The organism is Paraburkholderia hayleyella (genome assembly GCF_009455685.1).
Taxonomy (GTDB): domain Bacteria; phylum Pseudomonadota; class Gammaproteobacteria; order Burkholderiales; family Burkholderiaceae; genus Paraburkholderia; species Paraburkholderia hayleyella.
In genome coordinates this window covers 1,955,000-1,979,654 of sequence record NZ_QPES01000001.1, presented here as the reverse complement: position 1 = coordinate 1,979,654, position 24,655 = coordinate 1,955,000, and the positions used below count along the sequence as shown (strand labels likewise).

General features: G+C 60.6%; 14 protein-coding genes and 1 pseudogene. 3 read left to right on the top strand and 12 right to left on the bottom strand.

Annotated features, from left to right (window positions below; all coding sequences use genetic code 11):
• Positions 1-30: 30 nt before the first annotated feature.
• The 6 genes from GH657_RS08835 to GH657_RS08810 form a co-directional block, all read right to left on the bottom strand.
• A complete protein-coding gene (locus GH657_RS08835) occupies positions 31-1,659 on the bottom strand; it encodes an OPT/YSL family transporter (RefSeq protein ID WP_153100347.1) in 1,629 nt (542 codons plus the stop codon).
• A 32-nt stretch (positions 1,660-1,691) separates the two neighbouring features.
• Positions 1,692-2,432 (bottom strand): IclR family transcriptional regulator, encoded by a 741-nt coding sequence (locus GH657_RS08830; RefSeq protein ID WP_153100346.1) that lies wholly within the window; start codon positions 2,430-2,432, stop codon positions 1,692-1,694.
• A 622-nt stretch (positions 2,433-3,054) separates the two neighbouring features.
• Complete coding sequence (locus GH657_RS08825; RefSeq protein WP_425495735.1) at positions 3,055-4,338, bottom strand: HlyD family type I secretion periplasmic adaptor subunit; 1,284 nt, start codon at positions 4,336-4,338, stop codon at positions 3,055-3,057.
• Complete coding sequence (locus GH657_RS08820; protein WP_153100345.1) at positions 4,335-6,461, bottom strand: type I secretion system permease/ATPase; 2,127 nt, start codon at positions 6,459-6,461, stop codon at positions 4,335-4,337. The genes GH657_RS08825 and GH657_RS08820 overlap by 4 nt, the downstream gene beginning before the upstream one ends.
• Positions 6,458-7,804: a TolC family outer membrane protein gene (locus tag GH657_RS08815; RefSeq protein WP_174769916.1), complete on the bottom strand. Its 1,347-nt coding sequence runs from the start codon at positions 7,802-7,804 to the stop codon at positions 6,458-6,460. The genes GH657_RS08820 and GH657_RS08815 overlap by 4 nt, the downstream gene beginning before the upstream one ends.
• Positions 7,805-7,961: 157 nt before the next feature.
• Positions 7,962-12,527 (bottom strand): Ig-like domain-containing protein, encoded by a 4,566-nt coding sequence (locus GH657_RS08810; RefSeq protein ID WP_153100343.1) that lies wholly within the window; start codon positions 12,525-12,527, stop codon positions 7,962-7,964.
• A 434-nt stretch (positions 12,528-12,961) separates the two neighbouring features.
• Between GH657_RS08810 and GH657_RS08805 the strand changes: the two genes are divergently transcribed.
• Entirely contained in the window at positions 12,962-14,896 is a 1,935-nt protein-coding gene (locus GH657_RS08805) for a SurA N-terminal domain-containing protein (RefSeq protein WP_153100342.1), read from the top strand.
• A 255-nt stretch (positions 14,897-15,151) separates the two neighbouring features.
• Here the strand turns inward: GH657_RS08805 and GH657_RS08800 are convergent, their stop codons facing one another.
• A complete protein-coding gene (locus GH657_RS08800; protein WP_153100341.1) occupies positions 15,152-15,493 on the bottom strand; it encodes a hypothetical protein in 342 nt (113 codons plus the stop codon).
• 108 nt (positions 15,494-15,601) lie between these two features.
• Positions 15,602-16,306 carry an arylesterase gene (locus GH657_RS08795; protein WP_174769915.1) on the bottom strand — a complete coding sequence of 235 codons (705 nt, stop codon included), beginning with the start codon at positions 16,304-16,306 and terminating at the stop codon, positions 15,602-15,604.
• 31 nt (positions 16,307-16,337) lie between these two features.
• On the opposite strand from GH657_RS08795, the gene GH657_RS08790 reads away from it, so the two are divergent.
• A complete protein-coding gene (locus GH657_RS08790) occupies positions 16,338-17,027 on the top strand; it encodes an ABC transporter ATP-binding protein (RefSeq protein WP_153100340.1) in 690 nt (229 codons plus the stop codon).
• Between the two features lie 48 nt (positions 17,028-17,075).
• Here the strand turns inward: GH657_RS08790 and pgi are convergent, their stop codons facing one another.
• Both pgi and GH657_RS08780 read right to left on the bottom strand, forming a co-directional pair.
• Positions 17,076-18,698, bottom strand: coding sequence for a glucose-6-phosphate isomerase (gene pgi, locus GH657_RS08785; protein ID WP_153100339.1), 1,623 nt, complete (start codon positions 18,696-18,698; stop codon positions 17,076-17,078).
• Between the two features lie 310 nt (positions 18,699-19,008).
• Positions 19,009-20,673, bottom strand: a complete 1,665-nt coding sequence (locus GH657_RS08780) for an NAD(P)H-hydrate dehydratase (RefSeq protein ID WP_153100338.1) — start codon at positions 20,671-20,673, stop codon at positions 19,009-19,011.
• Positions 20,674-20,937: 264 nt separating this feature from the next.
• Here GH657_RS08780 and GH657_RS18090 point away from each other — a divergent pair, with 264 nt between their 5' ends.
• Positions 20,938-23,187 carry a hypothetical protein gene (locus GH657_RS18090; RefSeq protein WP_153100337.1) on the top strand — a complete coding sequence of 750 codons (2,250 nt, stop codon included), beginning with the start codon at positions 20,938-20,940 and terminating at the stop codon, positions 23,185-23,187.
• A gap of 53 nt (positions 23,188-23,240) precedes the next feature.
• Here GH657_RS18090 and GH657_RS08770 read toward each other — a convergent pair.
• Together GH657_RS08770 and GH657_RS18280 are read right to left on the bottom strand one after the other, a co-directional pair.
• A pseudogene (locus GH657_RS08770) lies at positions 23,241-24,314 on the bottom strand (FAD-dependent oxidoreductase); the annotation flags it as partial.
• Positions 24,259-24,477, bottom strand: a complete 219-nt coding sequence (locus tag GH657_RS18280; RefSeq protein WP_425495753.1) for an NAD(P)H-hydrate epimerase — start codon at positions 24,475-24,477, stop codon at positions 24,259-24,261. The gene GH657_RS18280 and the pseudogene GH657_RS08770, both read right to left, overlap by 56 nt.
• Positions 24,478-24,655 lie beyond the last annotated feature (178 nt).

Genomic DNA, 24,655 nt, shown 5'->3' with positions numbered 1-24,655 from the left:
CGGGCGGCGCCGGGGTTATTTCATCCGGGGTTATTTCATCCGGATCACTGAGCGGGTGAAGCTGAAGATCGCATCTCCGGCAATCACGCCGCCTGCGAAGGCGCTCATTTCAGGGACGTCGCGTTCGCCGCGCCAGCGCAGCAGCGTGTAACGAATCGCCAGCCCCGCGAGTACCGCGAACCCTGCCAGCGGCGACATCAGCAACATCCCGGTTGACAGCAGCACGCCGAGTTGGCGTTTGGCGCCACCGAGCCATTGCAGCACGGCACCGGGAATCGCCCATAACGCCAGGCTGCGCGCGATCTCCCATGACGAGCCCGCCTTGATCGACGCCGCGTAGACGCGGTCCACCGGCGGCAGCATGCCGCGTTCGAAGAAACCTTGATGAAACAATACGACCACCACGCCAGCGACCACGAAGCCGGACATCGCGGCGAGAAACTGCTGGCGCCGTCCGGCCAGTTCGAGTTCAGGGTCCTTGCCCGAGCCGCGTAGCAGCCAGCCGGTTTTCAGGTCGTAGCCCATGTCAGCGAAGGCGGGCCCGGTGGCAGCGGACAGCCCGACCAGCACGGCGAGCGCATGCGGCGGGAAACCAATCAGGATGCCAAGGGTGAGTGTGATGAGTGCGACCGCGAAGGCCGGAAACCAGCCCGAGTGCATGGCGGCGATGCCGACGATGAGTTCGTGAGCGTAGGCGGCGAATGCCGTGTACAGCACGAAGCCGATCAGCATGCCGGTGGACATCTCGGCAAAACCGCCTGTCAGGGCGACCACCGCCAGGGCGATGAGGAGATAGACCAGATAGCCCACCCCGAGAATGGGGCCCGCGTGCCGGGTCGAAACTTCATTTGAGCCACTTGAGCCCCCAGCGCCCGCAGGCGCTGGGCGGCTGCGGCGGATTTCAGCGGCGACCTGCAGCATCGCTACCGTGCCCGCCCCGATCATCAAGCCATGCGGAATGTAGGCTTTGGCCAGATCGATGCCGATCAGCGCTTCCGAGTAACCGCGCGCCACCAGGCCGAGGCCAAACATGGTCAAAGCCGCCAGGTTGCCGAGGAAGGCTGCCCCGAAAGCCGACATGGGCACGCCCAGCACGGCGCCCGTGACCCCGACCGTCACGCCCAGCCCCAGCCAGACCGCCTTGCGCCCGCCACGGTCGCCCGCCCAGATCGCTTCCGCCGTGGCAACGCCGGAGGGCCAGCTACCCGAAGCCGGAAAGATCTTGCTGCCGAACAGGAAATACAGCATGGCGCCATCGACCAGCATGGCGGTCAACACGCCGACCAGCATGGGCATGGCCAGTTCGGGCATCCCCATCGCATAGGGCACGCCGAGCGGGATCATCAGCGAGTTGGCGGCACCGAAGGTGGCCGACGAAATGGCTGTTTGCACCAGATTCTGGCGCTCCAGCGAGCGAAAGCGCTGGGTCACCTTCAGCGGGATGCGGGAAAAGACGATGGCAATCAACGCGCCGATGATCGAGGTATTCGCCGAGATGCCAAGCGAGACGATCAGTTGTATGCCGATCATCGCGCCCAGCACCGATAGGCCCAGAGAGACGATCAGCAATACCGGTTCGGCAAAGCGGATGCGGGGTGCGGCGGCGGATTGGGCCGGCGGAATGTCGGCTGGCCGTTGCGGATGAGACGTTGGGTCCATGTTGTCACCTGCGTTAAGAAAAACGGTTGCGGTTAGCGCATCAAACTGAGTACGCGTTCGATCTTGTGCCGCGTATTCAGAAGCGCTTCGAGCAGGCGGGGCACCCCGCTTTCGTCAAGTCGCTGCAACGGGCCTGAAATGGCCAGCGAGCCAGCGAGCGTCTTGCCGTCCTTGGTCCAAAGAGGCACGGCGAGTCCGGCAACGCCCAGTGCCGCTTCTTCCTGGGTGAAGGCCCATCCGCTCTCGCGGATCTGCGAGAGGTGGGCATCGAGCGCCGGACGGTCAAACGCGGCGCTCTCCCGCTGCGGCGTGAGGCAAATTTCATCAATCCGTTCGAGCGGCAGGAACGCGAGGATCGCCTTGCCGTGCGCGCCGACATGCAAGGGAAAGCGCTGGCCTTCCTCGATGGAGAAACGCAACTGCTGTTCGCTATGCGCGATGTCGAGGCAGATGCCTTCGTTGCCGTCGATCAGCGACAGAAACACGGTTTCTCCGCTTTGCTCGGCCAGATGGTGCAAGGCCGGCTCGACGACCTCCGCCGGCGACAGGGAGCGGCGCACGATCTCGCCCAGTTCGAACCAGCGCAACCCCAGGGCATAGCGGCCCAGCGCGTCCTGCACGAGGAAGCCTTCCGCCGCAAAGGTCGCAAGGACACGATGCACGATGGCGTGTTGAATGCCGCTCGCCTTGGCGAGTTCGCGCACGCCCCAGACCGATTGGCCGGGGGTGAAGTAGCGCATCAACTGAAGCGCACCGCTGAGAGTCTTGAGCATTTTGTCTTTTGTCTCTCATATAGAGACGCTGTATCTATTGATGAGTAGTATGTAGTTAGCATAGGCCTAGTTGCTATCCGTGATAACGCCAGGTTGCGACGCCAGGTTGCGGCGATATGTGACGGTAACGCCCGAAACCGATGAGAACCGTCCCCCTTGACGAACTTGCGCGGGGAAGCAGAAATAGAATAGGTCACGGCAGGCACGGATTCACGGCATGGCGGGTGATCGCGCCATGAACCGTGGATGGGGAGGGGAGGCAATCGGAATACGCCGGGATACGCCGGTATACGCTGGGATATGCCGGGCCGGCCCATGCGAGGCCGAAAGCAAGCTGCGGAGCCCTACGCGATAACGCTTAGCCGGGGCTCAAGCCGTTGCGGCTTGGCGGGCTGGCGCGACGAGGGTATTGACGAATGCAGGCCGCATCGTGCCCTGGGTGGCAGGGCACCGTTTGCTTGACGCGGCGATTTTTTCCGCAAGAAGAGGCTATGAAGCAGGGGCTATGAAGCAGAGGCCATGAAGCAGGGGCCATGAAGCAGAGGCCACGAGGCCGCCTTTCGCATCGCGCCTCTTAAGCCTTTATTTATTTATTTAGGCATGCATCAAATGCATGAGTGCCTTAGCGTTCCCTCAAGGCTTCTTGCGCCTTGTTGAAGGGTTTGACCAGATAGTCCAGCACCGTCTTTTGCCCGGTGTGAATCTCGACCGAGGCGATCATGCCTGGCACGATCGAAAATTGCTGCCCACGTTTGCTGCTCAGATGGTCTGCATCCGTACGGATATAAACGCGGTAATAAAAAGTCTCGCGCTTGACCTCGTCCTGGAGCGTATCGGGCGAGATGGTCGTCACCCGGCCAGGCAGGCCGCCATAGATCGAATAATCGTAAGCGCTGATCTTCACCGTCGCGGCTTGCCCTGGATGGATAAACGCCACGTCACGCGGCGCGATGCGCGCCTCGATGAGCAGCTTGTCGCCGAGCGGCACGATCTCCATCAGCTTGCCATTCGGCGGCACCACGCCACCGAGCGTCGTTACCGCAATATCCTTGACGACCCCGCGCACCGGCGAAGTAAACGTCAGGCGTGTGAGTGAATCGTTGCGCCCGCGTGTGACGGAGCGTTGCGATTCGATTTCGGCATTGGCGCGGGCCAGCTCCTCACGCGCCTTGACCAGATACTGGGTGCGCAAATCGGTGGCCTTGCTGTCCAGTTCGTTGATCTGGCGCTCGAGACGCAACACCTCGACATCACTCGCCGCGCCGCGCGCCACCAGCGGCCGGGTCAGCGCCAGTTCCCGCCGCACCAGCGTCAATGCCTGGCCAATTCCGCTCAGGCTGCGCGACAGGCTCTCACGCCGCGAATGGTACAGCGCGGTCTCGCTGCGCACCAGATCCGGCTCTTCCTGAACCTCGGCTGGAAACACCAGGGGCGTGTTGTTCACCTCAGCCGTCAGCCGTGCCGCCATCGCCAGGGCCGCACGCATGCGAGCCGCGCTTTCGCCTACCGCCGCTTCGTTGCGCGTGCGGTCCAGCTGCGCCAGCACTTGACCGGCCTCGACAATATCCCCTTCCTTGACCTTGAGCTGAATCAGAATCCCGCCTTCGAGTGACTGAATGATTTGTTCTTTCGATGACGGCACGACTTTGCCCGTGCCCGTCGAGACTTCTTCAAGCTGGGCCTGCCACGCCCACAGCAGAAACACCATGAGCAACGCGCCAATCAGCCACACGATGAGGGCGGAGCGCGGTAACGGCTGCTCCGGCGCGAACGTGTATTGGGCGGGGGGCGCAGAAGGGCTGCCACGGAAAGGCATTGCGCGTTGCACGGTCACGGCGGGAGAGCACGCCGAAGCGTGTTCACGCTTGCCTGAGCCGCCTGAATTGCCTGAATTGCCTGAGGTCATGCAGCCAGCTCCCCGAGTACCTGATCTTTCGGACCATCCATGATGATGGCGCCTTCATCCATGACGATGATCCGGTCCACCCATTTCAGCACCGCCATCCGGTGCGTGGCGACCACGAGCGTGCGTGCCGGCAGCCATGCGTGAATCGCATCGATCACATGGCGCTCGGTGCTGTCGTCGAAATGGGCGGTGGGCTCATCCAGCAGCACGATGGCGCAATCGCGGAGCAGCGTGCGCGCCAGCAACAGCGCCTGACGCTGGCCGCCCGACAGACCGTGGCCGCCTTCGAGCAGGGTGGCATCCAGGCCCTTGGTGCGTGTCTGCACAAAGGCGGCGGCGCCCGCCATGTCGAGCGCGCGCAGCACCTGGTCATCGCTGGCGAGCGGCATGCCCATCAACACGTTGTCGCGGATGGTTCCGTGAAAGAGGTGCGCCTGCTGGCCCAGCAAGCTCATGTCGCGGCGCACGTCGGCGGGGTCGATGAGGCCCAGTGTCAGGCCATCGAGCGTGATCTGTCCGCGCTGCGGCGCGTGCAAACCGGCCAGCAACTGCAACAGGGTCGATTTGCCCGCCCCCATGCGGCCCAGAACAGCGATTTTTTCACCGGCCTCGATCTTCAGCCCGGCCACGGAAACCGCTGCCTGACGGTCGTTTTTGTCGTAATGAAACTGAACGCCGGAGAACGAGTACGTGCCATGCAGCGCCGCCTTGTGCACCTGGCGCGCATGCTCGGGCTGATCGACCGGCTGGCGCATCAGTTCGTCGAGCCCTTTGCGCGCCACTTTGGCCTGCTGCCAGCGCGAGAAAAATCCCGAAACCTGGGATAGCGGACTCATCATGCGCGAAGAGAGAATCGAGGTGCCGACCAGCGCCCCTGTCGTCATCTCGCCGTTGATCACCAGATAGCTGCCCACCAGCAGCACGACGGCATAAACGATGCTTTGTATTTCCTGGGTCCATGTCATGAGCAGGCTGGTCAGCAAACGCTGACGCATGCTAATGCCCGCACCGGTCGCATTCACATGGTTCCACTGGTTTTCGAAACGCGCTTCGGCGCGCAGCAGCTTGATGTCGTCGAGGCCTTGCACGGCTTCGACCAGCATCGCGTTGCGCAATGCGGATTCGCGCAGTCCTTCGCGCGACAGCCTGGCCAGGGGACGCTGAATCAGTAACCCCGGAAGCACCAGCAGTGGCACGGCCGCCAGCACGACAAACACCAGCGGACCGCCTATCAGCCACAGTATGACTAAAAACAGCACGAAAAACGGCAGATCCGCCAGCGCATTCATGGCGGTGGAGGTCAGCAGTTCGCGGACCTGTTCGAGCTCGCGGATCTGTGCAATGAACGAGCCCGTCGATTTGGGCCGGGCATCGCTGCGGATGCGCAGCGCATGGCCGAACACCAGCTCGGAAAGCCGCAGGTCGGCGCGCTTGCCGACGGTGTCGATCAGATGCGTGCGCGCAACGCGCAGCGAAAATTCGAACACGATCGCCAGCATCACGCCGATGAAGAGCACCCACAACGTCGATTCCGATTGCGAGGGCACCACGCGGTCATAGATTTGCATCGAGAAGATCACGCCCGATAGCGCCAGCAGGTTAGCGAACAGCGAGGCCGCGATGATGTCGCCGCAGCGCCGCCAGTCGCGCGTGACGATGTCCCAGAACCAGTTCTTGCGATACGGCCGAATGTAGTCGTCGACGCGTGCATCCGGCACGGTGCTTTGCGGCCGCAGCAGCAGCACCCGTTTGGCGCGCTCACGCAATTGCGTGACAGGCACCTCGGTTTCGAGGCCCAGATCGCTGCTGAACAGCACACCCGCATGACCCTGGCTATCCAGCGTGCGCACCACGCCGATTTGTCCGTCATCGAATTCGATCACCAGCGGCAAGCGCCAGGCGTTGAGCCAGGCGTCGTCGAGCGGCACGTTGCGCAACCCCAGGCCGAGCTGGCGCGCCATCTGTTGCAACAGGGGCTCCAGCGGCGCATCGCGCTCCCATGCGAGTGCGGCATGCACATGTTCTGCGGCGCTGCTGAGCCGGTAATGCCGGGCGACAAAGAGCATCGCGTCCAGCCAGGCGGTATAAGGTGCGGGCGCGGGCGCGGGCGGCGGTAAAGTCATGGCAGCAGGTCGATTCCCTGAACGGTACGGTGATTGAGCCCATAAAACTCGCGCGCCTGGCCTGTCGCGCCAACATAGTTGACGACGCTGCTCCAGAACTCATGACGCGTGGTTTGTTCTTCGGTCTGGGCCTGGTAGAACTCCTGCTCGGCGTTGAGCAAATCAATGATCGAACGTGTGCCGAGCTTGTATTGATCGCGGTAGATATCGCGTGCCTGTTCGATGCTTTTGCGCCGCTGCACAAGAATGGCGATGCTCTGCTTCGCACCTAAGGCCTGCTCGCGGAACACGCGCGCCTGATCGCTGCTATTGAGCCGGGCCATTTCGATTTGCTGGCGCGAGGCTTCCATCGCGCGGCTGGCGGCGCTGACCTGGGCATTCAGCGCGCCGCCCTGGAACAGCACCGAAGACAGGTTCAGCATCAGCGCGCGGTAGCTGCCATTGCGCTGCAGCGTGGAAGGGTTCACGCCGTTGATGCTGCGGTTGATCGAGGCTTCGAGCGAAATCGTCGGCCAGCGCTGGGCCTTGGCGATCAGCAATTGCGCGGCGGCGGCGCGTTGCTCCGCTTGTGCGGCCAGCACCTCGGGCAGCATGTCGGGGTCGGGCGGATGGGCCCATTCGAGTGACTCTGCTTGAGGGTCCGGCAGCGCGTCGATGGTCTCGGGCACGAGGCTGCCGATCAACGTGCGCACACGCTGACGCGCTTGCTGCGACAGGCTTTTGATCTGGATCAGATTGGCCTTGGCCCCTTCGACGCGCGCTTGCGCCTGGACCGGATCGGAGCGCGTGCTAACGCCTGCCGTGGCGCGTAACTGGGCCATCTGCAGCACCTGCTCAAGCGTGTCCACCTGCTGCACGGCGATGGTTTCCAGCGTCTGGTAACGATGGGCGTTGACGATAGCTTCGGCGGTTTGCTGGGCAATCTCATCGATCTGTTTGAGCACGAGCGCCTGCTGCCGGTTGACGAGCGCCTGCGCCTGATCGACCGCGCCCGATACTTTGCCGAAGTCGTAAAGCGTCTGCGAAATCGTGGCGGATACCGATGGCCCATTGCCGATTTGCGTGTTGCTGTCGCTGCTGCCGACGCCCAGGCGCACTTGCGGGTAATACCCCGCGCGGGCCACGCTCACGCCCGCGGCTTGTTGCCCGAGCAGGGCGATATTGGCCGCGATGGACGGATGCCAGCCGACCGCCATCTGCACCGCCTGGTTGAGTTGCAGCGTGGGCCCGGCCAGAGAGGCGAGAGCCTGCGCCTGGCGTGGCGCGCCGCCCGCCAGATGCGAGAGCTGGCTGGGTGCCAGAATGCGCGGCACATCGTCAGCGCTGCCTGGCCAGTGGGGCATGGCGGAAAGCAAGCCGGCCGGCTCATCCGGCCGCGTCTCAGCCTGTCCCGGCGCTGCGCCGGTCATGCACATCAAGGCAAGGCTCAATCCCCCTACATCCCTGATCCATCCTGTATTTGTTCTACGCACCTGCCTACCCCGGTTGACACTCGCTGATCTAAACGATGTTGTGTGGCTGGTTAGCCAGCAGGCTGGCGAGGTCCTCCTGCAGACTGGGCGGGAGTGCCAGGGCCGCATATTCATGCTCGGCGCGAACAGCTTGATGGGCCTCTTCGTGAGCCTCCTCGAGCGCCGCTTCATGGGTCACTTCATGGGCCACTTCATGAGCGGCTTCACGCGTTGCCTCGTGCGAGCCCGCCATCGTCGCCAGTACGGCGTGGCCATCGGCTGGATGAGTGTTCGCTGTGGCTTCCTTGAGCTCCAGGGGTTGGGCTTCATGCCCGGTTTCATGTGCCACGGGCCTGGCGGCGGCCAGGACGGCAGGGGTTGGCGCTAACTGGGGCACATCACCGTTTGTTTCATGTCTCGACGCGCTTGAAAGCAGCTCATGCAGCGCCGGACGCGACGCATGCACGGGGGGCAGGGCAGCCAGATCGGCATGAAGCCGTGTGTTCGGCGTGAGGGCGCTAGCGTGCAATGCGCTGTCATCCACGCTAGCGAGTGATACCGTTGCCGGCGCGGGCACGAGCGCTGGCAAGGGCTCGCCCGCGGTTTCGTCGCTAGCGGCAAGCGCCATGTGCGTTGCAGCCGCGCTCATCGTCAGCGCGGAATGATCATTTGCGTTCTGCAGCGTCAGCGCTTGAGGTTCGTTGTCGCCCAGCATGCTGACCGAGGCCTCCTCCAGACTCAGCGAAGCCATGCTGGCCGTGACCTCCGGGATTCCCACGGAGCCCGTCAGCAGCGTACGGTGGACCTCCAGAGCACCCTGGTTCAGGTGCTCGACGTACTGGATGTCCAGCGCGAGGTCCGACACCATCTGCTGACTGGTGACGTTCGAGAAAAAGCTCGCGTTAAACCGGACGCTCCATGTTCCAGTGTCCGGATCGAGTGTCGCTATCCGGTCATTGCCATTGATTCTCACGTTGATGTAATCCTGGCTGGAATAGCTTCCGGAAAACGTTCCGCTGAACACAATGCCATTGGTCGTGAGCACCGTAAGGCTGGGAACGGCGTACGGGTCGAGAGATAGTGTTGCGGCGTGGGTCGCCATCAGGGTGTCGAGCGATGCCGTGGGCGATGTGTTGTGCGCCGGGTCTTCCAGCGAGGCCGTGACCGACAGCTTGCTGCCGCTAGCAGGCGCGGCGTAGGGCACCAGGACTTCGCCGCGTGTGATGTCGGCGGCGTTCAGCGTATAGGATGCCAAGCCCGACAGATGCAAGATATCGCCCGCCCGGGCACCCGTGCCGCTGAACGCGACCTTGAGCGTCACGGTACTGCTGCCATTGAGCTCGTGGATACTGACCATGCCATCGCCATTGGTATCCTCGAGCAGCGTGAGGACGGGCGCCGGCGGTGGCGTCAGGTCGATGTGAAAGTCGTGCGTGTTCCCGACGAGAAGCGGATGGTTGTCGGTATCGTAGACGGTGGCCTCAATGCGGGCGGCTCCCGATGGCCAGTTCGATATTGCGTTCGGCGGCATATAGATTTGCCACGTGCCATCAAGGGCGACAGGGGCGATATAGAGGCCCCCGAAAATCCTGAGCTCAACTATATTGCCGGCCTCGTACATGCCGGTGAGCTTGCCGCTTACCAGCAACTGCGTCCTGGTTTCGTTCCAGTTGAGTATGTTGTCGCTCGTCACGGGATCAAAGACAATGCCCAAGCCAATCGGGTTGTTCAACGCGGCCTCGGTGCCATTCAGGAAGTCGTGTGTGCTGACGCTGACCAATGTGCTGTTTGTGACTTGAGCTAGCCAGTCGGCCGGGGGAAACGCCGCGACCCAATTGCCCTCGGGGCTGATGGAAACGACCATCGTCCACCCCAAAATCTTGACCGTCACCTGGTCCATGCTGGAATAGCTGCCGCTCACCTTGCCGGTGAGTGTCAGTCCGCTCTCAACGAGCTGCGCTGGATCGAGATTGATGAGCGGATTGAGCGATACAGAGATCGGCGTGGTGGCAACCACGATGGACTCCACCGCTGTCCCGGAGGCATTGGCTGCGGCATCGACGATCTGGGCGGTGACCGTATAAGGCCCCGCAGCCGGCAGCGTGACCCCGAGATCGACATAGCCTCGTTCCAGATCAACACCGGTGAGCGAATAAGCCCCCTCATGCCCCGCCACGATAAGCGTGTCGCCTACCATGGCCCCCGTGCCCCCGAGGTTTACCCGTGCGGTCAGCGTGGTTGTCCCATTGAGTTCGGCGATGCTGAGCTGGCCATCGTGATTGGCATCCTCGACAATCGAGACGGCGGGCGGGTTAGGCGCGACGTTATCGACGTAATCGAGTGTGACATGGGTGTCGGGGTTGGCATTGTCGCCCAGTTCGACTTTGATCTGGCCACTGCCGAGCCCGGGAAGGGAGGTCACGCTAAAGCTGCCGTCCTTCGCCACGACCGCGTCATAGCTGTGACCGCCCGGGAAAATAACCTTGACGAGATGACCGTAGGCGATATGGCCTGAGACAGTGATCGAACCATCGGGATGGCCCGTAACCTGTGAATCGGTCAATATCGGGGACGTGGTCTTGACCGTGAGCATGCCATACCCGGTATTGCTGGTCTCGTTGCCCGACGAATCTGTGCGCGTGATCTTGACCGTGACCGAATACGCGCCATCGGATAACGCGGCTAACGCGCTGTGCTCAATCGTGATGTTCCAGTTGCCGTACTCATCGACGATTGCCGGATAGTCGCGGGAACCCAGCGACACGAGGACCAGACAACCTGGTGTGCCGGTGCCGCTGATCGTCTGGTCCGATTGGGCTTCCATCATATTCAGCAGGTCATCGCCGCCCATCATCGAGACGATCTCGACATGCGGCGGCGGTTCAAATTTCACTTCGAGCGACAGGTCCACGTAAGCGCTCAAGGGGTTGCCTGACGCGTCATACGTGGTGACCGAGGCGTTGACGGGATAGGTCTGTTCCGTGAGGCCGGAAAAAGTGCCTGCCGGGAAGGTATGGCTCCAGCGGCCATCGCCGCTGAGGGTGATGAATACGGTCTGGCCGCCGAGGCTCAAGGTGATGATGTCGCCGGCATGCGCTCCGCTGACGATGCCGGAAATCACGAGATCGGCTTGCAACTCCGCATGGCTGAGCAGGTTGTCCCCGGTCACCGCGTCGAGGGAGAGAATGGGCGATGTCGAGTCGATACCCGAGCCGAGCGGGCTCGGCATGGACAAGTCACGGTCGTTGACCTGGTCGTGGAACGTGATGTCGACCTGTGAGGCATGGCGCACATCGTTCAGGTACGCGCCGCCTGGAAAATGCACGCTCCAGCTGCCATCGGCGTTGAGGGTGCCCTGAACCGATTGCCCGAGCAGCACAACCGTGATGGTGTCATTGGCCGAATAATGGCCGGTCACTTTGCCTGTCAGCGTGAGCCCCTGGCTGACGAGTTCGGCGAAGTTCAGGCGCGCCAGCGGCTCGAACGTGATGACCGGCGTGTCCGTGGCCATGACCGCGTGTGCGGTGTGTGCGCTGGAGAGATTGCCCGCCTGGTCTTCGAGGCTGACGCTGAGCTCGAACGCGGCACCGGCAGGCGGTGCGGGGAAGCTCAGCACCACATGGCCCGCGGCCAGATCAGCGGCAGTGAGGACGTGCGTGGCATAGCCCGCGATGAGGATTTTGTCGCCTGCCATGGCGCCGGTGCCGCTGAGCGTGATGCTAACGCTCAGCGTGGCCTGGCCGTTCAGTTCGGCGAGGCTGATCAGGCCATCGTGATTGCCGTCTTCGAGAATCGTCACGCCCGGCGCGAGCGGCGCGGTGTGATCGACATAATTCACATGCCCAGGCGCGCTGGTATTGCCCGCCGCGTCAGACGCGACTACCGAGATGATGCCGCTGGTTTGCGGCGTATCCGAGGTCACGCTGAAGTGACCATTGGCATCGGCGAGTACGGTGTGACGCGTGCCGTCGGGATACGTCACGGTGATGTGGTGCAAGGGGGCTGCCGTGCCGCTCACGCGGAGTGTGGCGTCGCTGTTGATGCTGATTTGCGTGAGCGGTGTGGCTGGCGTGAGCGGTGGCGTGAGCGGTGGCGTGATGGGCGGGGTAACCGGTGGGGTGACAGGCGGAGTGACGGGTTGGGTACCACCGTCACCGCTACCGCTACCGCCGCCGCCCCCTGCGGCCAGGGCGATGCCACCGGCTCCCGCCAGCACGCTAATCCCGCCGAGCGCCCAGGGCAGGGCCGATGCGCCCGCCGCAGGCGCTGCCGCGGCATCGGCTACTTCATCGGCGACCAGGGAGGGTTCGGCATACCAGGCCTTCAGCACGCCCGGCTCCACGCCATCGAAATGCACCAGCAAGGGCCCGGCGACGTCTTGCAACACGAGATCGCTGGCTACGCCATCGCTTGCAGCGAAGAACCCATGCACGATGAGCACTTCACCGGAAACACACTGGATCACAAGCGTATCGCCCTCACGCGACAGGCTTTGAATCTGCTTTTTATCGACGGGCAGTTTGAGTACCGCAGGCCCATTCAGGCGGATTTCGTTGCCGGAATGGGCAATGGGTTGCTGGGTCTGTTTGTCGAGCAAAACGAGAGATAACGCCATAGATGTGTTTTTGACCCGCTGAAGTTAGTGTTGAAACCTCTTGCCCCTTATGCGTAACAAATAACGAAAAATCGTTCCAAAAACCGTTCCGTTTGTTTATTGGCTGGAAAATGGCGTACCGCGTGCACGAGAACCGGACGCGTTACTCATCACGGTAAATAAACAGAAAAGGAGGGGATGAAGGTGCCCAGGTCGTGCCGCAGACCCATGCAGGACAAGCGTGTGCGCCCTGTCGGCTAAAAGCGGATGGCGTTTCGGCTACAATTAGCGGGTTTTGCTCTGGGGGCCTTGTGCATTACGCCTTCCAGCCCATGATGGGTCTGAACCCAGCGTCCGAACCCAGATGCATCCGAACCCGGGGGCTTATTCTGACCCGTCTTTTTTCTCGCCCGCTGCTGTAATATCGGGCGTTTTCTGTTCTGGCGCCTTCACGCATGCTCGACTTTTTTCGCAATCACAAACGCCTGATGATGTTCATGCTCATCCTCGTCATTGTGCCGGGGCTGGGTTTTGTCGGAATTCAAGGCTTCCGCGGTTTTTTTGATGACAGCGGCAACGTCGCGCAAGTCAACGGCTACAAGATCACGCGGGCCGAGTACGACAACTCGATGCGTCAGCAACTCGATCGCGCACGGCAAATGCTGGGCGCCCAGTTCGACCTGAAAACCTTCAATACGCCGGAACATCGTCAGCAAGTGCTCGATGCGATGGTCATGCAACGCGTGCTGGCCGACGAAACCCTGCGTCTGCATCTGACCGCTTCCGATGCCGCCGTGCGCCGGGCGTTGCTGAGCGACCCGTTTATCGCCTCCCTGAAAAACCCCGATGGCTCGATTGATCTCGAGCGCTACAAGCAGGTTCTCGCCGCCCAGGGCATGACGCCTGAGCAATACGATGCCAGCGTACGCTATAGCCTCGCGCAGCAGCAACTGCCGTCGAGCATTCAGAGCAGCGCGTTCACCTCGAAAACCCTCGCGCAGCACCTGATTGAACTCGCGGAGCAGCAACGCGAAGTACAAAGCCTCATGTTCCGCGCTAGCGACTATCTGGCGAAGGTTCAGCCCACCGAGGCACAACTGCAGGCTTATTACGATGCCCACCGGGCGGATTTCGCCACCCCGGCCACCGCGACGATTCAATATCTCGTGCTGTCGCCGGAGGTGCTGGCTGCGAGCGTCCAGCCCACCGAAGCGGACCTGAAAAAATACTACGACGATAACCTCGCGCGTTTTCGTACACCGGGTGAAGTACGGGCCAGCCACATCCTGATCGCAGCCGCGAAAGACGCGAGTGCGGCGGACAAGGAAAAAGCCCGGCAACAGGCGGAAAAAGTGCTGGCCGAGCTCAAGGCTCATCCTGGGCAGTTCGCGCAGATCGCCGAAAAGCAATCGCAAGATCCCGGTTCAGCCGCGAAGGGTGGGGACCTGGGTTATTTCGGCCGGGGCATGATTGCCGGCGGCAAGGCCTTTGACGATGCCGCCTTCAGCCTCAAAAAAGACGAAATAAGCGGCATCGTGCAATCCGATTTCGGCTATCACATCATCAAGGTGACCGAGGTGAAGCCCCCGGTGACGCAGCCTTTCGCTGAAGTAAAGGGGGCGATTGCCCACGACCTGAAAACGCAGCATGCCGCCAAGCGCTTTACCGATAGCGCGGATAGTTTTACGTCGATGGTGTATGAACAGGCAAAGAGCCTGCAGCCTGCAGCCGACAAGTTCAAGCTGCCACTGCAAACCGCGGTGGTGACGCCCAAGCCCAATGCCGCCCTGGCTGCGACCAGCCCGCTGAATAATCCGCAGTTTCTCGAAGCGATTTTTTCTGACGATGCGGTGAAAAACCGCAACAACATTCAGGCGATTGATCTCGGCAACAACACGCTGATCTCGGCTCGCGTGAGCGACTTCAAGGCGGCGGCTATCCCATCCTTTGCGGCGCTCAAGGATAGCGTCAGGCAAAAGGTCATCACGCAACAGGCGGCCGAACTGGCGGCGAAAGATGGGGCCGCGCGCCTCGCGGTGCTGCAGAAATCGCAAGCGACAACAGGCTTTGCGCCTGCGCTCAAGGTATCCCGCAACAACCCGCAAGGCCTCCCGGAAACTTCGATGAGCGCGATTTACAAGGCCAGCGCAGAACATCTGCCGGTTTATACCGGTGTCGATCTGGGCGCTCAGGGTTACGTGATTTACCGTGTCAATGCCGTACTCCCGGGGGCGGCGATGACGCCTGAGCGGCTTACGGCAGCCCAGCAGCAGGTGGCTCAGGTTCATGCACAGTCGGAACTTGAAGCGTATCTGGACGCCTTGCGCCAACGCGCCAAGGTCAAGCACTTTGGTTCGCTTGAGGCGGCTGCGGCGAATGCCGGGCAATAAGCGTATTGCCCGGAGTTTGACTGGATGTGCTGGATGAATTGACCGACTTATTCAGTTATTTGTTGATTCATCCCTGTATTTATTCATTTTGAGTTTTATATTTTTTGCCACCAGATTCAAAATTAAAAATGCCCGCATGAAACCATGCGGGCATTTTTATTGATTGACAGAAAAACAGAAAAATTCTGGAGCCGTCTGGAAAACTGAAAAACTGAAAAACTGGAAGACAGGCCAGGAGTGAGCGGCAAACAGGTTTTACAGGCAGGCGCTAATGTCGCCAGTGGTGTCGCTACCTGCTGCGCCATTAGCCCGGAAGCCGACCCATGAACCCTTGCCGTTATTCGCCGGCAGCACCACTGCGGCAGCGCCGTTCGGCGGCTGCTGGCCTGGAACGAAGACATCAAGCCCCTGATCATTAGCCAGGGTGTCTTGCAAGATCACCTGTTGCCGGCTTTTATCCGCCCATTTTTGGGCGACACATTGCGCGACCGCTTTCGGCGATTGCTGACTTTGCCCCACCGATTGCACACCAGCAGGGGGTTGACCCGCACAAGCAGAAATTGCCACCGTCATCACAATAAGCGGTAAAGATTTCATGGGATTTCCTTTTGGAAAGGCTCTGATTGAGCAGGGTTTTTAAGATTAAACGAAAGTGCCAGATCATCCAAGCCCTGAATTAATTCGAAACAAATTGGCCAGCGTTTTTTAATGCGTTTTGACAGTAGCCGCCGCTGAGGTGCGAGCCGCCTTGAGAACGGGCTGAAGCACCGGCCAGACATTGTTGAGCAATAAAGGCTGCGCTTCTTGTGAGGGATGAATCTGGTCGGCTTGAAACAATTCGGCCCGAGTTTCCATGCCCGCCAGTAAAAACGGCACGAGCGGCACGCGTAGCGTCTGGGCCAGCGTGCGGTAGAGCTGTTGAAATTTCTGTGAATAATCCGGGCCGTAATTGGGCGGGACCTGCATGCCGACCAGCACGACCTTGGCTCCCTGTTGTTGCGCCTGGAGGATGATCGTGCGCAGGTTGTCTTCGGTGGTGCTCAGCGGCACGCCGCGCAAGGCATCGTTGCCGCCCAGCTCGACAATCAGGACGGCGGGCTGGAGCCGTTGCAGCAGCGCACCCAGGCGGGCTCGTCCACCGCTCGTGGTGTCGCCGCTGATGCTGGCATTGGCAACGCTATAATCGGCGCGCGTTGCCGCGACACGCTCGCGGAGCAGCGCCACCCATCCCGTGCCGCGTGGCAGGCCGTATTCAGCCGAGAGGCTGTCGCCCAGCACGACAATCGCCGCGGGCTTGACGCGTGGCGGCGCGGTGAGGCCCGCGGCGCGAGCCTCACCGGCGCTTACCCCGCTCGCCAGCAGCATCGCGCCCAGTGCGAGGGCGGCTTTCCAGCGCACGCTCACGCGCATTCTCAGGCTCCGTTGGGCCAGGCAAAACGTCATGCAAAAGAAAACCGGTTTAGTCATTGAAGTCCAGGGGTTGTGCAAGAAAGTGGACGATGCCACGGGCAGTCTGACGATTCTCGATGGAATCAACCTTGCCATCGAAGCCGGCAGCCGCGTGGCGCTGGTCGGGGCCTCCGGCTCGGGCAAATCAACGTTGCTGGGGCTGCTGGCCGGGTTGGACCACGCCAGCGCGGGCTCGGTTCGGCTGCTAGGCCATGATCTGGCCCAGCTCGACGAAGATGCCCGGGCCACATTACGGCGCGGTGCGGTGGGGTTCGTGTTTCAGTCGTTTCAGCTGATGCCGCATTTAACCGCGCTGGAGAACGTGATGCTACCGCTCGAGCTGCAAGGCGAGATCACGGCGCCCGAAGCCGCCCGGCGCGCGCGGACATTGCTGGAGCAAGTCGGGCTGGGGCCACGCACGGCGCATTATCCGAAACTGCTTTCCGGGGGCGAGCAGCAGCGCGTGGCACTGGCCCGGGCGTTCGTCACACGCCCGGCAGTGCTATTTGCCGATGAGCCGACCGGCAGCCTCGATGCGGCAACCGGGCACGCCGTGATCGAACTGATGTTTGAGATGAACCGCGCCAGCGGCGCCACACTCGTGCTGGTCACGCACGATGCGGAGCTGGCGCGGCGTTGCGACCGGACACTGACCATCGAGGCCGGACGGCTGGTGGTTTAAGCACCGTTGCGTCCAGGCGCGAGCCTCACACCGGCATCCGCGCCGCGCTCAGCGCCCAAGTGCCGCGCGGGCCCGCGCCAGTAGCGCGGTGGTGGACGAATCATGCTTGCCCTCAACCCGATTCGCCGCGCCGAGATCGGCTTCGAGCGCCTGGCTCAGGATTTTGCCCAGTTCCACCCCCCATTGATCGAACGGATTGATATTCCATACCGTCGCCTGAACCAGCACCTTGTGTTCGTACAGTGCAATCAGCGCGCCAAGCGTGCGGGCGTTGAGCGCATCGAGCAGCAGCGTGGTCGAGGGGCGGTTGCCCGGAAACACCAGATGCGGTGCCAGTTCCGGACGCGCGGGGCCCGCGATCGCGCGGGCTTCGTCGAGCGTGCGGCCGAGCATCAGCGCTTCGCTCTGGGCAAAACAGTTCGCCAGCAGGCGCGGATGATGGCCCGCCAGCGCGTATTGCGGCGTCAGCACCGCAATGAAATCAATCGGTACGAGGGTGGGCCCCTGGTGCAGCATCTGGAAAAAAGCATGCTGGCCATTCGTGCCAGGCTCGCCCCAGGTTACCGCCGCAGTGGGGTAATCAACCCACGTCCCATCGAGCCGGGCGGATTTGCCATTGCTTTCCATTTCGAGCTGCTGCAAATACGCAGGCAAGAATTGCAGCGCGGCGGAATACGGCGCGACCAGATAGCTTTGCGCGCCGAAAAAATCGCGGTACCAGATCCCGATGAGCGCCATCAGCACCGGCAAATTGCGCTCCAGCGGGGCACTGCAAAAGTGCTGGTCCATCTCACGCGCGCCTGCCAGCAGTTCGCCGAACTGATCCGGGCCGATGGCGACCATGAGCGCGAGCCCCACCGCCGACCATAACGAATAGCGGCCCCCAACCCAATCCCACATGGCGAAGACGTTATCTTCGGCGATACCGAACTTGACGACTTCCGCGACATGGGCCGAGACGCCGACGAAATGCCGCTTCAGGGCTTCTTCGGGACAGCCCTGCTGAATCATCCAGCTGCGCAGCGAGTGCGCGTTGGTCATGGTTTCGAGCGTGGTGAAGGTCTTCGAGACCACGATCACGAGCGTGGTCTCGGCGTCGATTTGCTCAAGCACGCGCGCCAGATCGGCGCCATCGACATTCGAGACAAAGTAGCTGGCGATGTCCGGGCTCGCCAGATGATGCAGCGCATGGACCGCCATCTTCGGGCCCAGATCCGAGCCGCCGATGCCGATATTCACCACATGGCGAATCCGCTTGCCGCTATAGCCGCTCCAGCGCCCATCCCGAACCTGGTTGGCGAAGCGGGCCATGCGCGCCAGCTCCGCCTGCACCTCGGCGTGCCAGGGCGCGGCGGGATTGTCCGCGCGCAAGGCGGTATGCAGCGCCGCCCGGCCTTCGGTGGGGTTGACGAGCTCGCCCGCGAACATCGCGTCACGGCGCGCTTCGACTTGGGCTTCGCGGGCGAGCTGGGTGAACAGACGCAGGGTGTCGTCGGTGATGCGGTGTTTGGAAAAGTCGGCACAGAGGCCTCCCCCGCTGAACGTGAAACGTTCGGCGCGAGTGGGCGAGGAATCATGGGCGGGCGCGAAACAGTCGCGCAGATGCAAGCCCCGGATTTGTTCGTAGTGTGCTTGCAGCAAAGACCAGGCAGGGAGCGTAGCGAGCGTCATAACCATCCGTCTAACAGTAAAGACACGAGTGAAGGAAAGGCACGAAAAAGCACGAAAAAGCGGCACGAAAAAGCGGCTGCGAGTGAAGAGAGCCGGTGCAGCCAGGGCAAGGGCAGAACGGGGCGGCCGCAGCGGCGGCAGGCACGACCGGGTTGTGAGCCCGTGGTTTTTTGGCAGCCAGCCAGTATAGCGGCGTTGCCGGGCACCTGAGCGCGTCATCCGGATGAGGCTCGGGCGACACGGGCGGGTAAGCACCCAGCACTTCACCCAGCACTTCAGCATCAGCGCGGACTTAAGGCTTAAGTCCGAATCAGTCTGGCCGGGCTACGGGATAAAAGAGCCGATTCATCAGCATGCGCACCCTCGGCGCCAGCTCGCCTGCCGTGAGACCCGCGGGGCCCGCGCCCTCCGCGCTCAGGGTATCGGCCGCCAGCCCGTGCAGATAGACGCCCGCGAGCGCCGCTTCGTAGCGCGGCAGCCCTTGCGCCAGCAAGGCTCCGATGAGGCCGCCCAGCACATCACCGGTGCCACCGCTAGCGAGCGCCGCGCCGCCCGTCGGATTAACGGCGCAGCGTCCATCGGGAGCGGCGATCACGGTGCCGCTGCCTTTCAGCACGATCACGCAGGCAAAGCGTTCGACCAGCGCCCACGCGGCGGCAAGCCGGTCGCGCTGCACCGTGGCGGTATCGGTGCCGAGTAGCCGCGCGGCTTCGAGCGGATGCGGTGTCAGCACGCACGGATCGCCGTCCGCGGCGCGCTGGGCGACCCGTGCGGCGAGCGCGGGGTCTTGCGTCAGCAGATTAAGCGCATCGGCATCAAGCAGCTTCGGGACATCGAGCGCGAGCGCCTCGCGTAACAAACGACGGGCCCGGGCCCGCTGGCCCATGCCGCAGCCCAGCGCCAATGCGCTCAGCGGCTCGAGGGCGAGGTCGCCAGCGGCATGCAGCATGAGTTCGGGGTGGAGCGGATCGTAGGCGGGCGCACCGTTGCCGAGCAGCACGACATGAACTTTACCCGCGCCCGCGAAGAGCGCTGCGCGGGCCGCGAGAATCGGTGCGCCGCACAAGCCCGTGTCGCCGCCGATCACCGCAAGGCTGCCGAAGCGGCCTTTATGACTGGCGTGCTCGCGTGGCGCTCGCAGCGGGACGAACAGTGCGGGCGCGTTGAGCTGGAGTGGGCTGGGCGCAGGGGCGGTGTCAGCGGCTAAAGCCGGATCGACACCGAGCGGGGCGACGTACACCGTGCCGGCATGGTCGCGCCCCGATGCCATGAAAAGTCCGGGCTTGGCCGCAAGGAACGTCAACGTGCACGTGGCGCGCACGGCGTGACCTGGGGCGGAGTCTTCGCCGATGGTTTGACCTGTATCGCAGGAGAGGCCGCTCGGGATATCGAGCGCTAGCACCCGGCCATGATGTTGCGCATGGTGCGTGAGACGCTGCGCTAGCGCGGCGAATACCCCCTCGAGTGGCCGGGCCAGCCCGATGCCGAACAGACCATCGACGAGCCAGCTTGCGGCGGGTAAACGCTCCGGCAACGCCGCATTGAACGGTACCCCCACGGCCTGGGCGGCAGCCCAGGCCCAGCGGGCGTCGGACGCTTGCACGGGCTGCGGCAGGCAAACCTGGACGGGCACCCCGGTGCGGTGCAGCTCGGTCGCCATCACGAGCGCATCGCCGCCATTGTTGCCCGGGCCCACGACGATCCAGACCGGCTGAGCCGCGGCGCCGGCTTCAGCGTGAGCCAGGCGCTCGCGCAGAAACTGTGCCGCCGCCCATCCGGCCCGCGCCATCAACGTATGCGGCGGCAAGGTCGCAGCGGCCTGGGTTTCAAGCTGGCGCAAGGCAGCCTGACTGCATAACGGCACGGGCTGGCCGAGTACGGCAAAAAAGGCAGCCGTCCGGACATCCGGTTCGGCCTCGAAGGCCGTGTGAGATTCAGCAGGCAAAGCAGGCAAGGGGGATGGCGTGTCAGTCATGAGGGCGGGCGCGGGGGCAGGAATTTTTCATGGTAATGCCATGGAACGCGGCATGCACAGGCTGACTGACAAGAGCCGTATTTTTCTGCTTTTTCCTGGCCTTGGCCATCCAATCCCAAAGCGCCACCCCGTCACTTCACATGCTCAAGATCAAGAGGCCCTGGCATGGAACGTTTTATGTCAACTGGTCACTTAATTCAGCACGGGAATAGCGCAATGCGTGATTTCTATTTAATAAAATGTTGCTATCTTGATAAATTAAAAATGACTCATAAAATTAGGTTAAATAAAATAACGACATCTACTCCCCAAAAACCCGCGGCATCTACTCCCCAAAAACCCGCGGCACCGAATCCTCTTCCTACGCTCTTGGGAGCGATGTCTCAAATCAAGAATTTAGCATCACGCGTTATCCAGCAGGATGATTATAAAAATAGTATTGTGAGTCATCCTCTTGCTTATAACAAGGACGTGTCGCAGGGAGAATCGGGTGATTCGAAGCTGGGAAATGCCGTGACGGCAACCCAGGATACCGGGCCCAAACAAACAACTACCACCACGACAACAACGACTACAACGACTACAACGACTACAACAACGACCAGCGGATCTGGAAAAACAGGCAAACAAAAAAAGCCCTCTTATAAAGCAGCCAAATGGATTGGGTTAAGCGGTAAAATTATAGAAAATAAAGATCGCGTGGAAAAGATGTTGCTCAATGGAGAGTTTCGTCTGTGTGATATTTTTTATTATTTCGGCAATAATTTTAATGAGAAAGACTTTTACGAATTACTCGAAATCTATGCAAAAGTAAACGGGCAGCTGTCAGCTGATAAAAAATGGATTTTCCTCAATTCCGGCCTGAATGATTTTCATAACAATACACTGCTGTGTCACTTCGCTGAACGTGAACGCCTGGATTTGTTTCTCAAGCTGCTTGAGGCGGGTGCGGAGCCAAGATTGCCAAATCATAAGCGTGAGTCCGCGCTCGACATATTCAACAGGAAATATGATGGTGCAAGATCCGCTGAAATTGATAAAATCAACAGCTTGCTTTTAAAGCAAACTGGAATAGACAGGCGAGCACAGGAGGAGTTCAGAATAACCGTGCGCGCCGATTATGACGACGATGTTGTCATGGAAGGTGAATCAGGTTATGGTGGATTTCCGATGAAACTCATCCGGAATTCTAAATGCCGCTGGCATTTCATCAATGGCGACCCGCTGGATGAATATTATTCCATCAGGGAGGCTGAAAATCTGATTGATAAAATTAATGACTTGCCGTTGAATCCGAAATTCGCAGAGGCGGTCAAAAAACGAAATGCGCTGAAAAAAGGTAAGAGTAGCGAACTGCCTACGTTAACTTCCGAGGAAATATTGGAAGGCGCCCATGCTCCGAACAGCTCGGTTATTCAAAAAGTGCTGAAGCATGTCGAAAAAAACAAGATCAGCCAGCGATATTGGCAAGCCCTTCGGGTTGCTTATGATATTTCCGGAAAATCATTACCCTGGACACCCGGCTGTTTTCAGGATACTTTTGAAAAAAATAATGATGCTAATTTGCTTCTTGCAAGATATTTCGAGATTTTTGATTTCGCGGCGGATTTCGGGCTGGCGCTTCCCGATTTCACACTGGAGTATTTCATGGAAAATTACAGTGATTTGAAAGTTAATGTTGAGGCTTACATTGGGAATATCTCAAGAAGAGAGATTAAAATGGATTATAACTATTTCTCTGAAAATTTCAGAATTGATCATAAAGAAAATTTAATGCTTAACTACATTAATTTTTTAAATGCCGCGGAGTTGGCAGAAGGGAAGATTTATATTTCTTATAAGGATGACCTCAATAAGGATGAACCCCATTTCTTTCCCGAATATAAAAATTTTGCAAGGATTAAAAAAGAGATAATCGAAAAATACAGGTTGATTTTGGATGCGGAATATGCGATCTCGCCGCCTGAAGCAAAGTCGCCTATTTTCGGTGCAAAAAAAACCTATCCTTATTGGGTTTCTGGCGTATTTCCAAAAGAAGTAAAAGCGAATAATAAACTTTCTGCTTTCAATGAATTTATAAAATTTCAGAAGAACGCTTCTGTGGAGCTGTATGAAAATACAGAAGATGCAGTGCAAAAAACCGATCCAGACAGTATTTATTTAGCACTCAGGGCGCTGTATGAAAATACAGAAGATACAGAAGATGCAGAAGATGCAGTGCAAAAAACCGATCCAGACAGTATTTATTTAGCACTCAGGGCGCTGTATGAAAATACAGAAGGTGCAGTGCAAAAAATCGATCCAGCCAGTACTTATTTAGCAATCAGGGCGCTGTTTGTCTCGCTTAAATGGCAATGGAAATTATATTTCAAGGAATTCAATGGCTTGATTGACCGTAAAGATGCTGCGGTACAGGCATATATTAAAGTACTCGAAAAACAGGTAGAGGATAAGCTTAAGGGCAAGCCTATTCAATTTATCTCATTGACCGACTATCTCTATGGACGGCATTGAGGCAGCGTCTTCGCCAAACGTTGTGCGCCCATTGTTTTGAGCCTGAACCGGTCTCAAGCAGGCAAAAAACGTTCGGGCTGGAGTGCCGCGAGCGTATCGGCAGGCACCTCAGGCGTCGTACCCGAGACCAGCGCAGCAATGACTTTGGCCGTGCCGCACGCCAGCCCCCAGCCTGCGGGCCCGTGTCCTGCATTCATAAAGAGCCGTGGATGCAGGATCTTGCCGACCGCCGGCAAGCCATCGGGGGATAACAGCTTCACGCCTTGCCAGGGCAGCGCCGCGGAAATTTTGGCCGCGCCGGGAACCCAGTCGTGCGTGGCCTGGCCCAGCAGGGCAAGGGCTTCTTCGAAGAGAGCAGGGTCGAGCGGCTTGCTGGTTTGAATGGCGCTTTGCAGTACGGCCGCGCCCGCAATGCGCAGCCGATGGTTCATGCGCGTGATGGCGATGCGTTTGATCGCGTCGATGACCGTGCGGTGCGGGGCGCATTCCTCGTGAGCGATCGGTGCGACCAGCGTGTGCAGGCGCAGCGGATGCAGCGGCAGCCTGGCGCCATGGCGCTCCAGCAGGGGCAGGCTGCCCGTGCCCGCGGCGATCACGATCGCATCGGCCCGGATCACTTCGACCTCGCGCGAGCGTTGCGCTTCATCAGGCCGTGGCGCCAGTTCAACGGCGGCATGGCTGGACTCGAGCCGCAGCCCGGTGACTTCGCGGCCAAAGTGAAACTGCACGCCACCCTGCGCATCCAGCACCAGTTTGAGCAGTTTGGTAAAGAGCGGGCAATTCGCCGTGCGCCCGGTTGCCAGCCTCACGCCGCCCGCGAAATCCGGCTCGGCGGGCACGGCATGTTCGAGTTCCACGCATTGCGCCGCGCTGAGCACCTGATGCGGGATTTCGTATTGCCGCAGCAGATCCAGCGCGGGTTCGGTCAGCTTCCATTCCTGTGCGCCGCGCACCAGATAAAGCAGATCGCTGGCCTGTTCGAATTCAAGCGAAAAACGGCTTTCGATATCCGCCATCGCTTCGCGGGCGGTTTCGATCAGCGGCCGCAAGCGGTCATATTGCTGGCTGAATTCAGTGGGCGCATGCAAGACGCTCAGACGCCGCACGAACGAACTTGCCGCGCGGTTCGGGCACCCCGGTGCGGTGCAGCTCGGTCGCCATCACGAGCGCATCGCCGCCATTGTTGCCCGGGCCCACGACGATCCAGACCGGCTGAGCCGCGGCGCCGGCTTCAGCGTGAGCCAGGCGCTCGCGCAGAAACTGTGCCGCCGCCCATCCGGCCCGCGCCATCAACGTATGCGGCGGCAAGGTCGCAGCGGCCTGGGTTTCAAGCTGGCGCAAGGCAGCCTGACTGCATAACGGCACGGGCTGGCCGAGTACGGCAAAAAAGGCAGCCGTCCGGGCATCCGGTTCGGCCTCGAAGGCCGCGTGAGATTCAGCAGGCAAAGCAGGCAAGGGGGATGGCGTG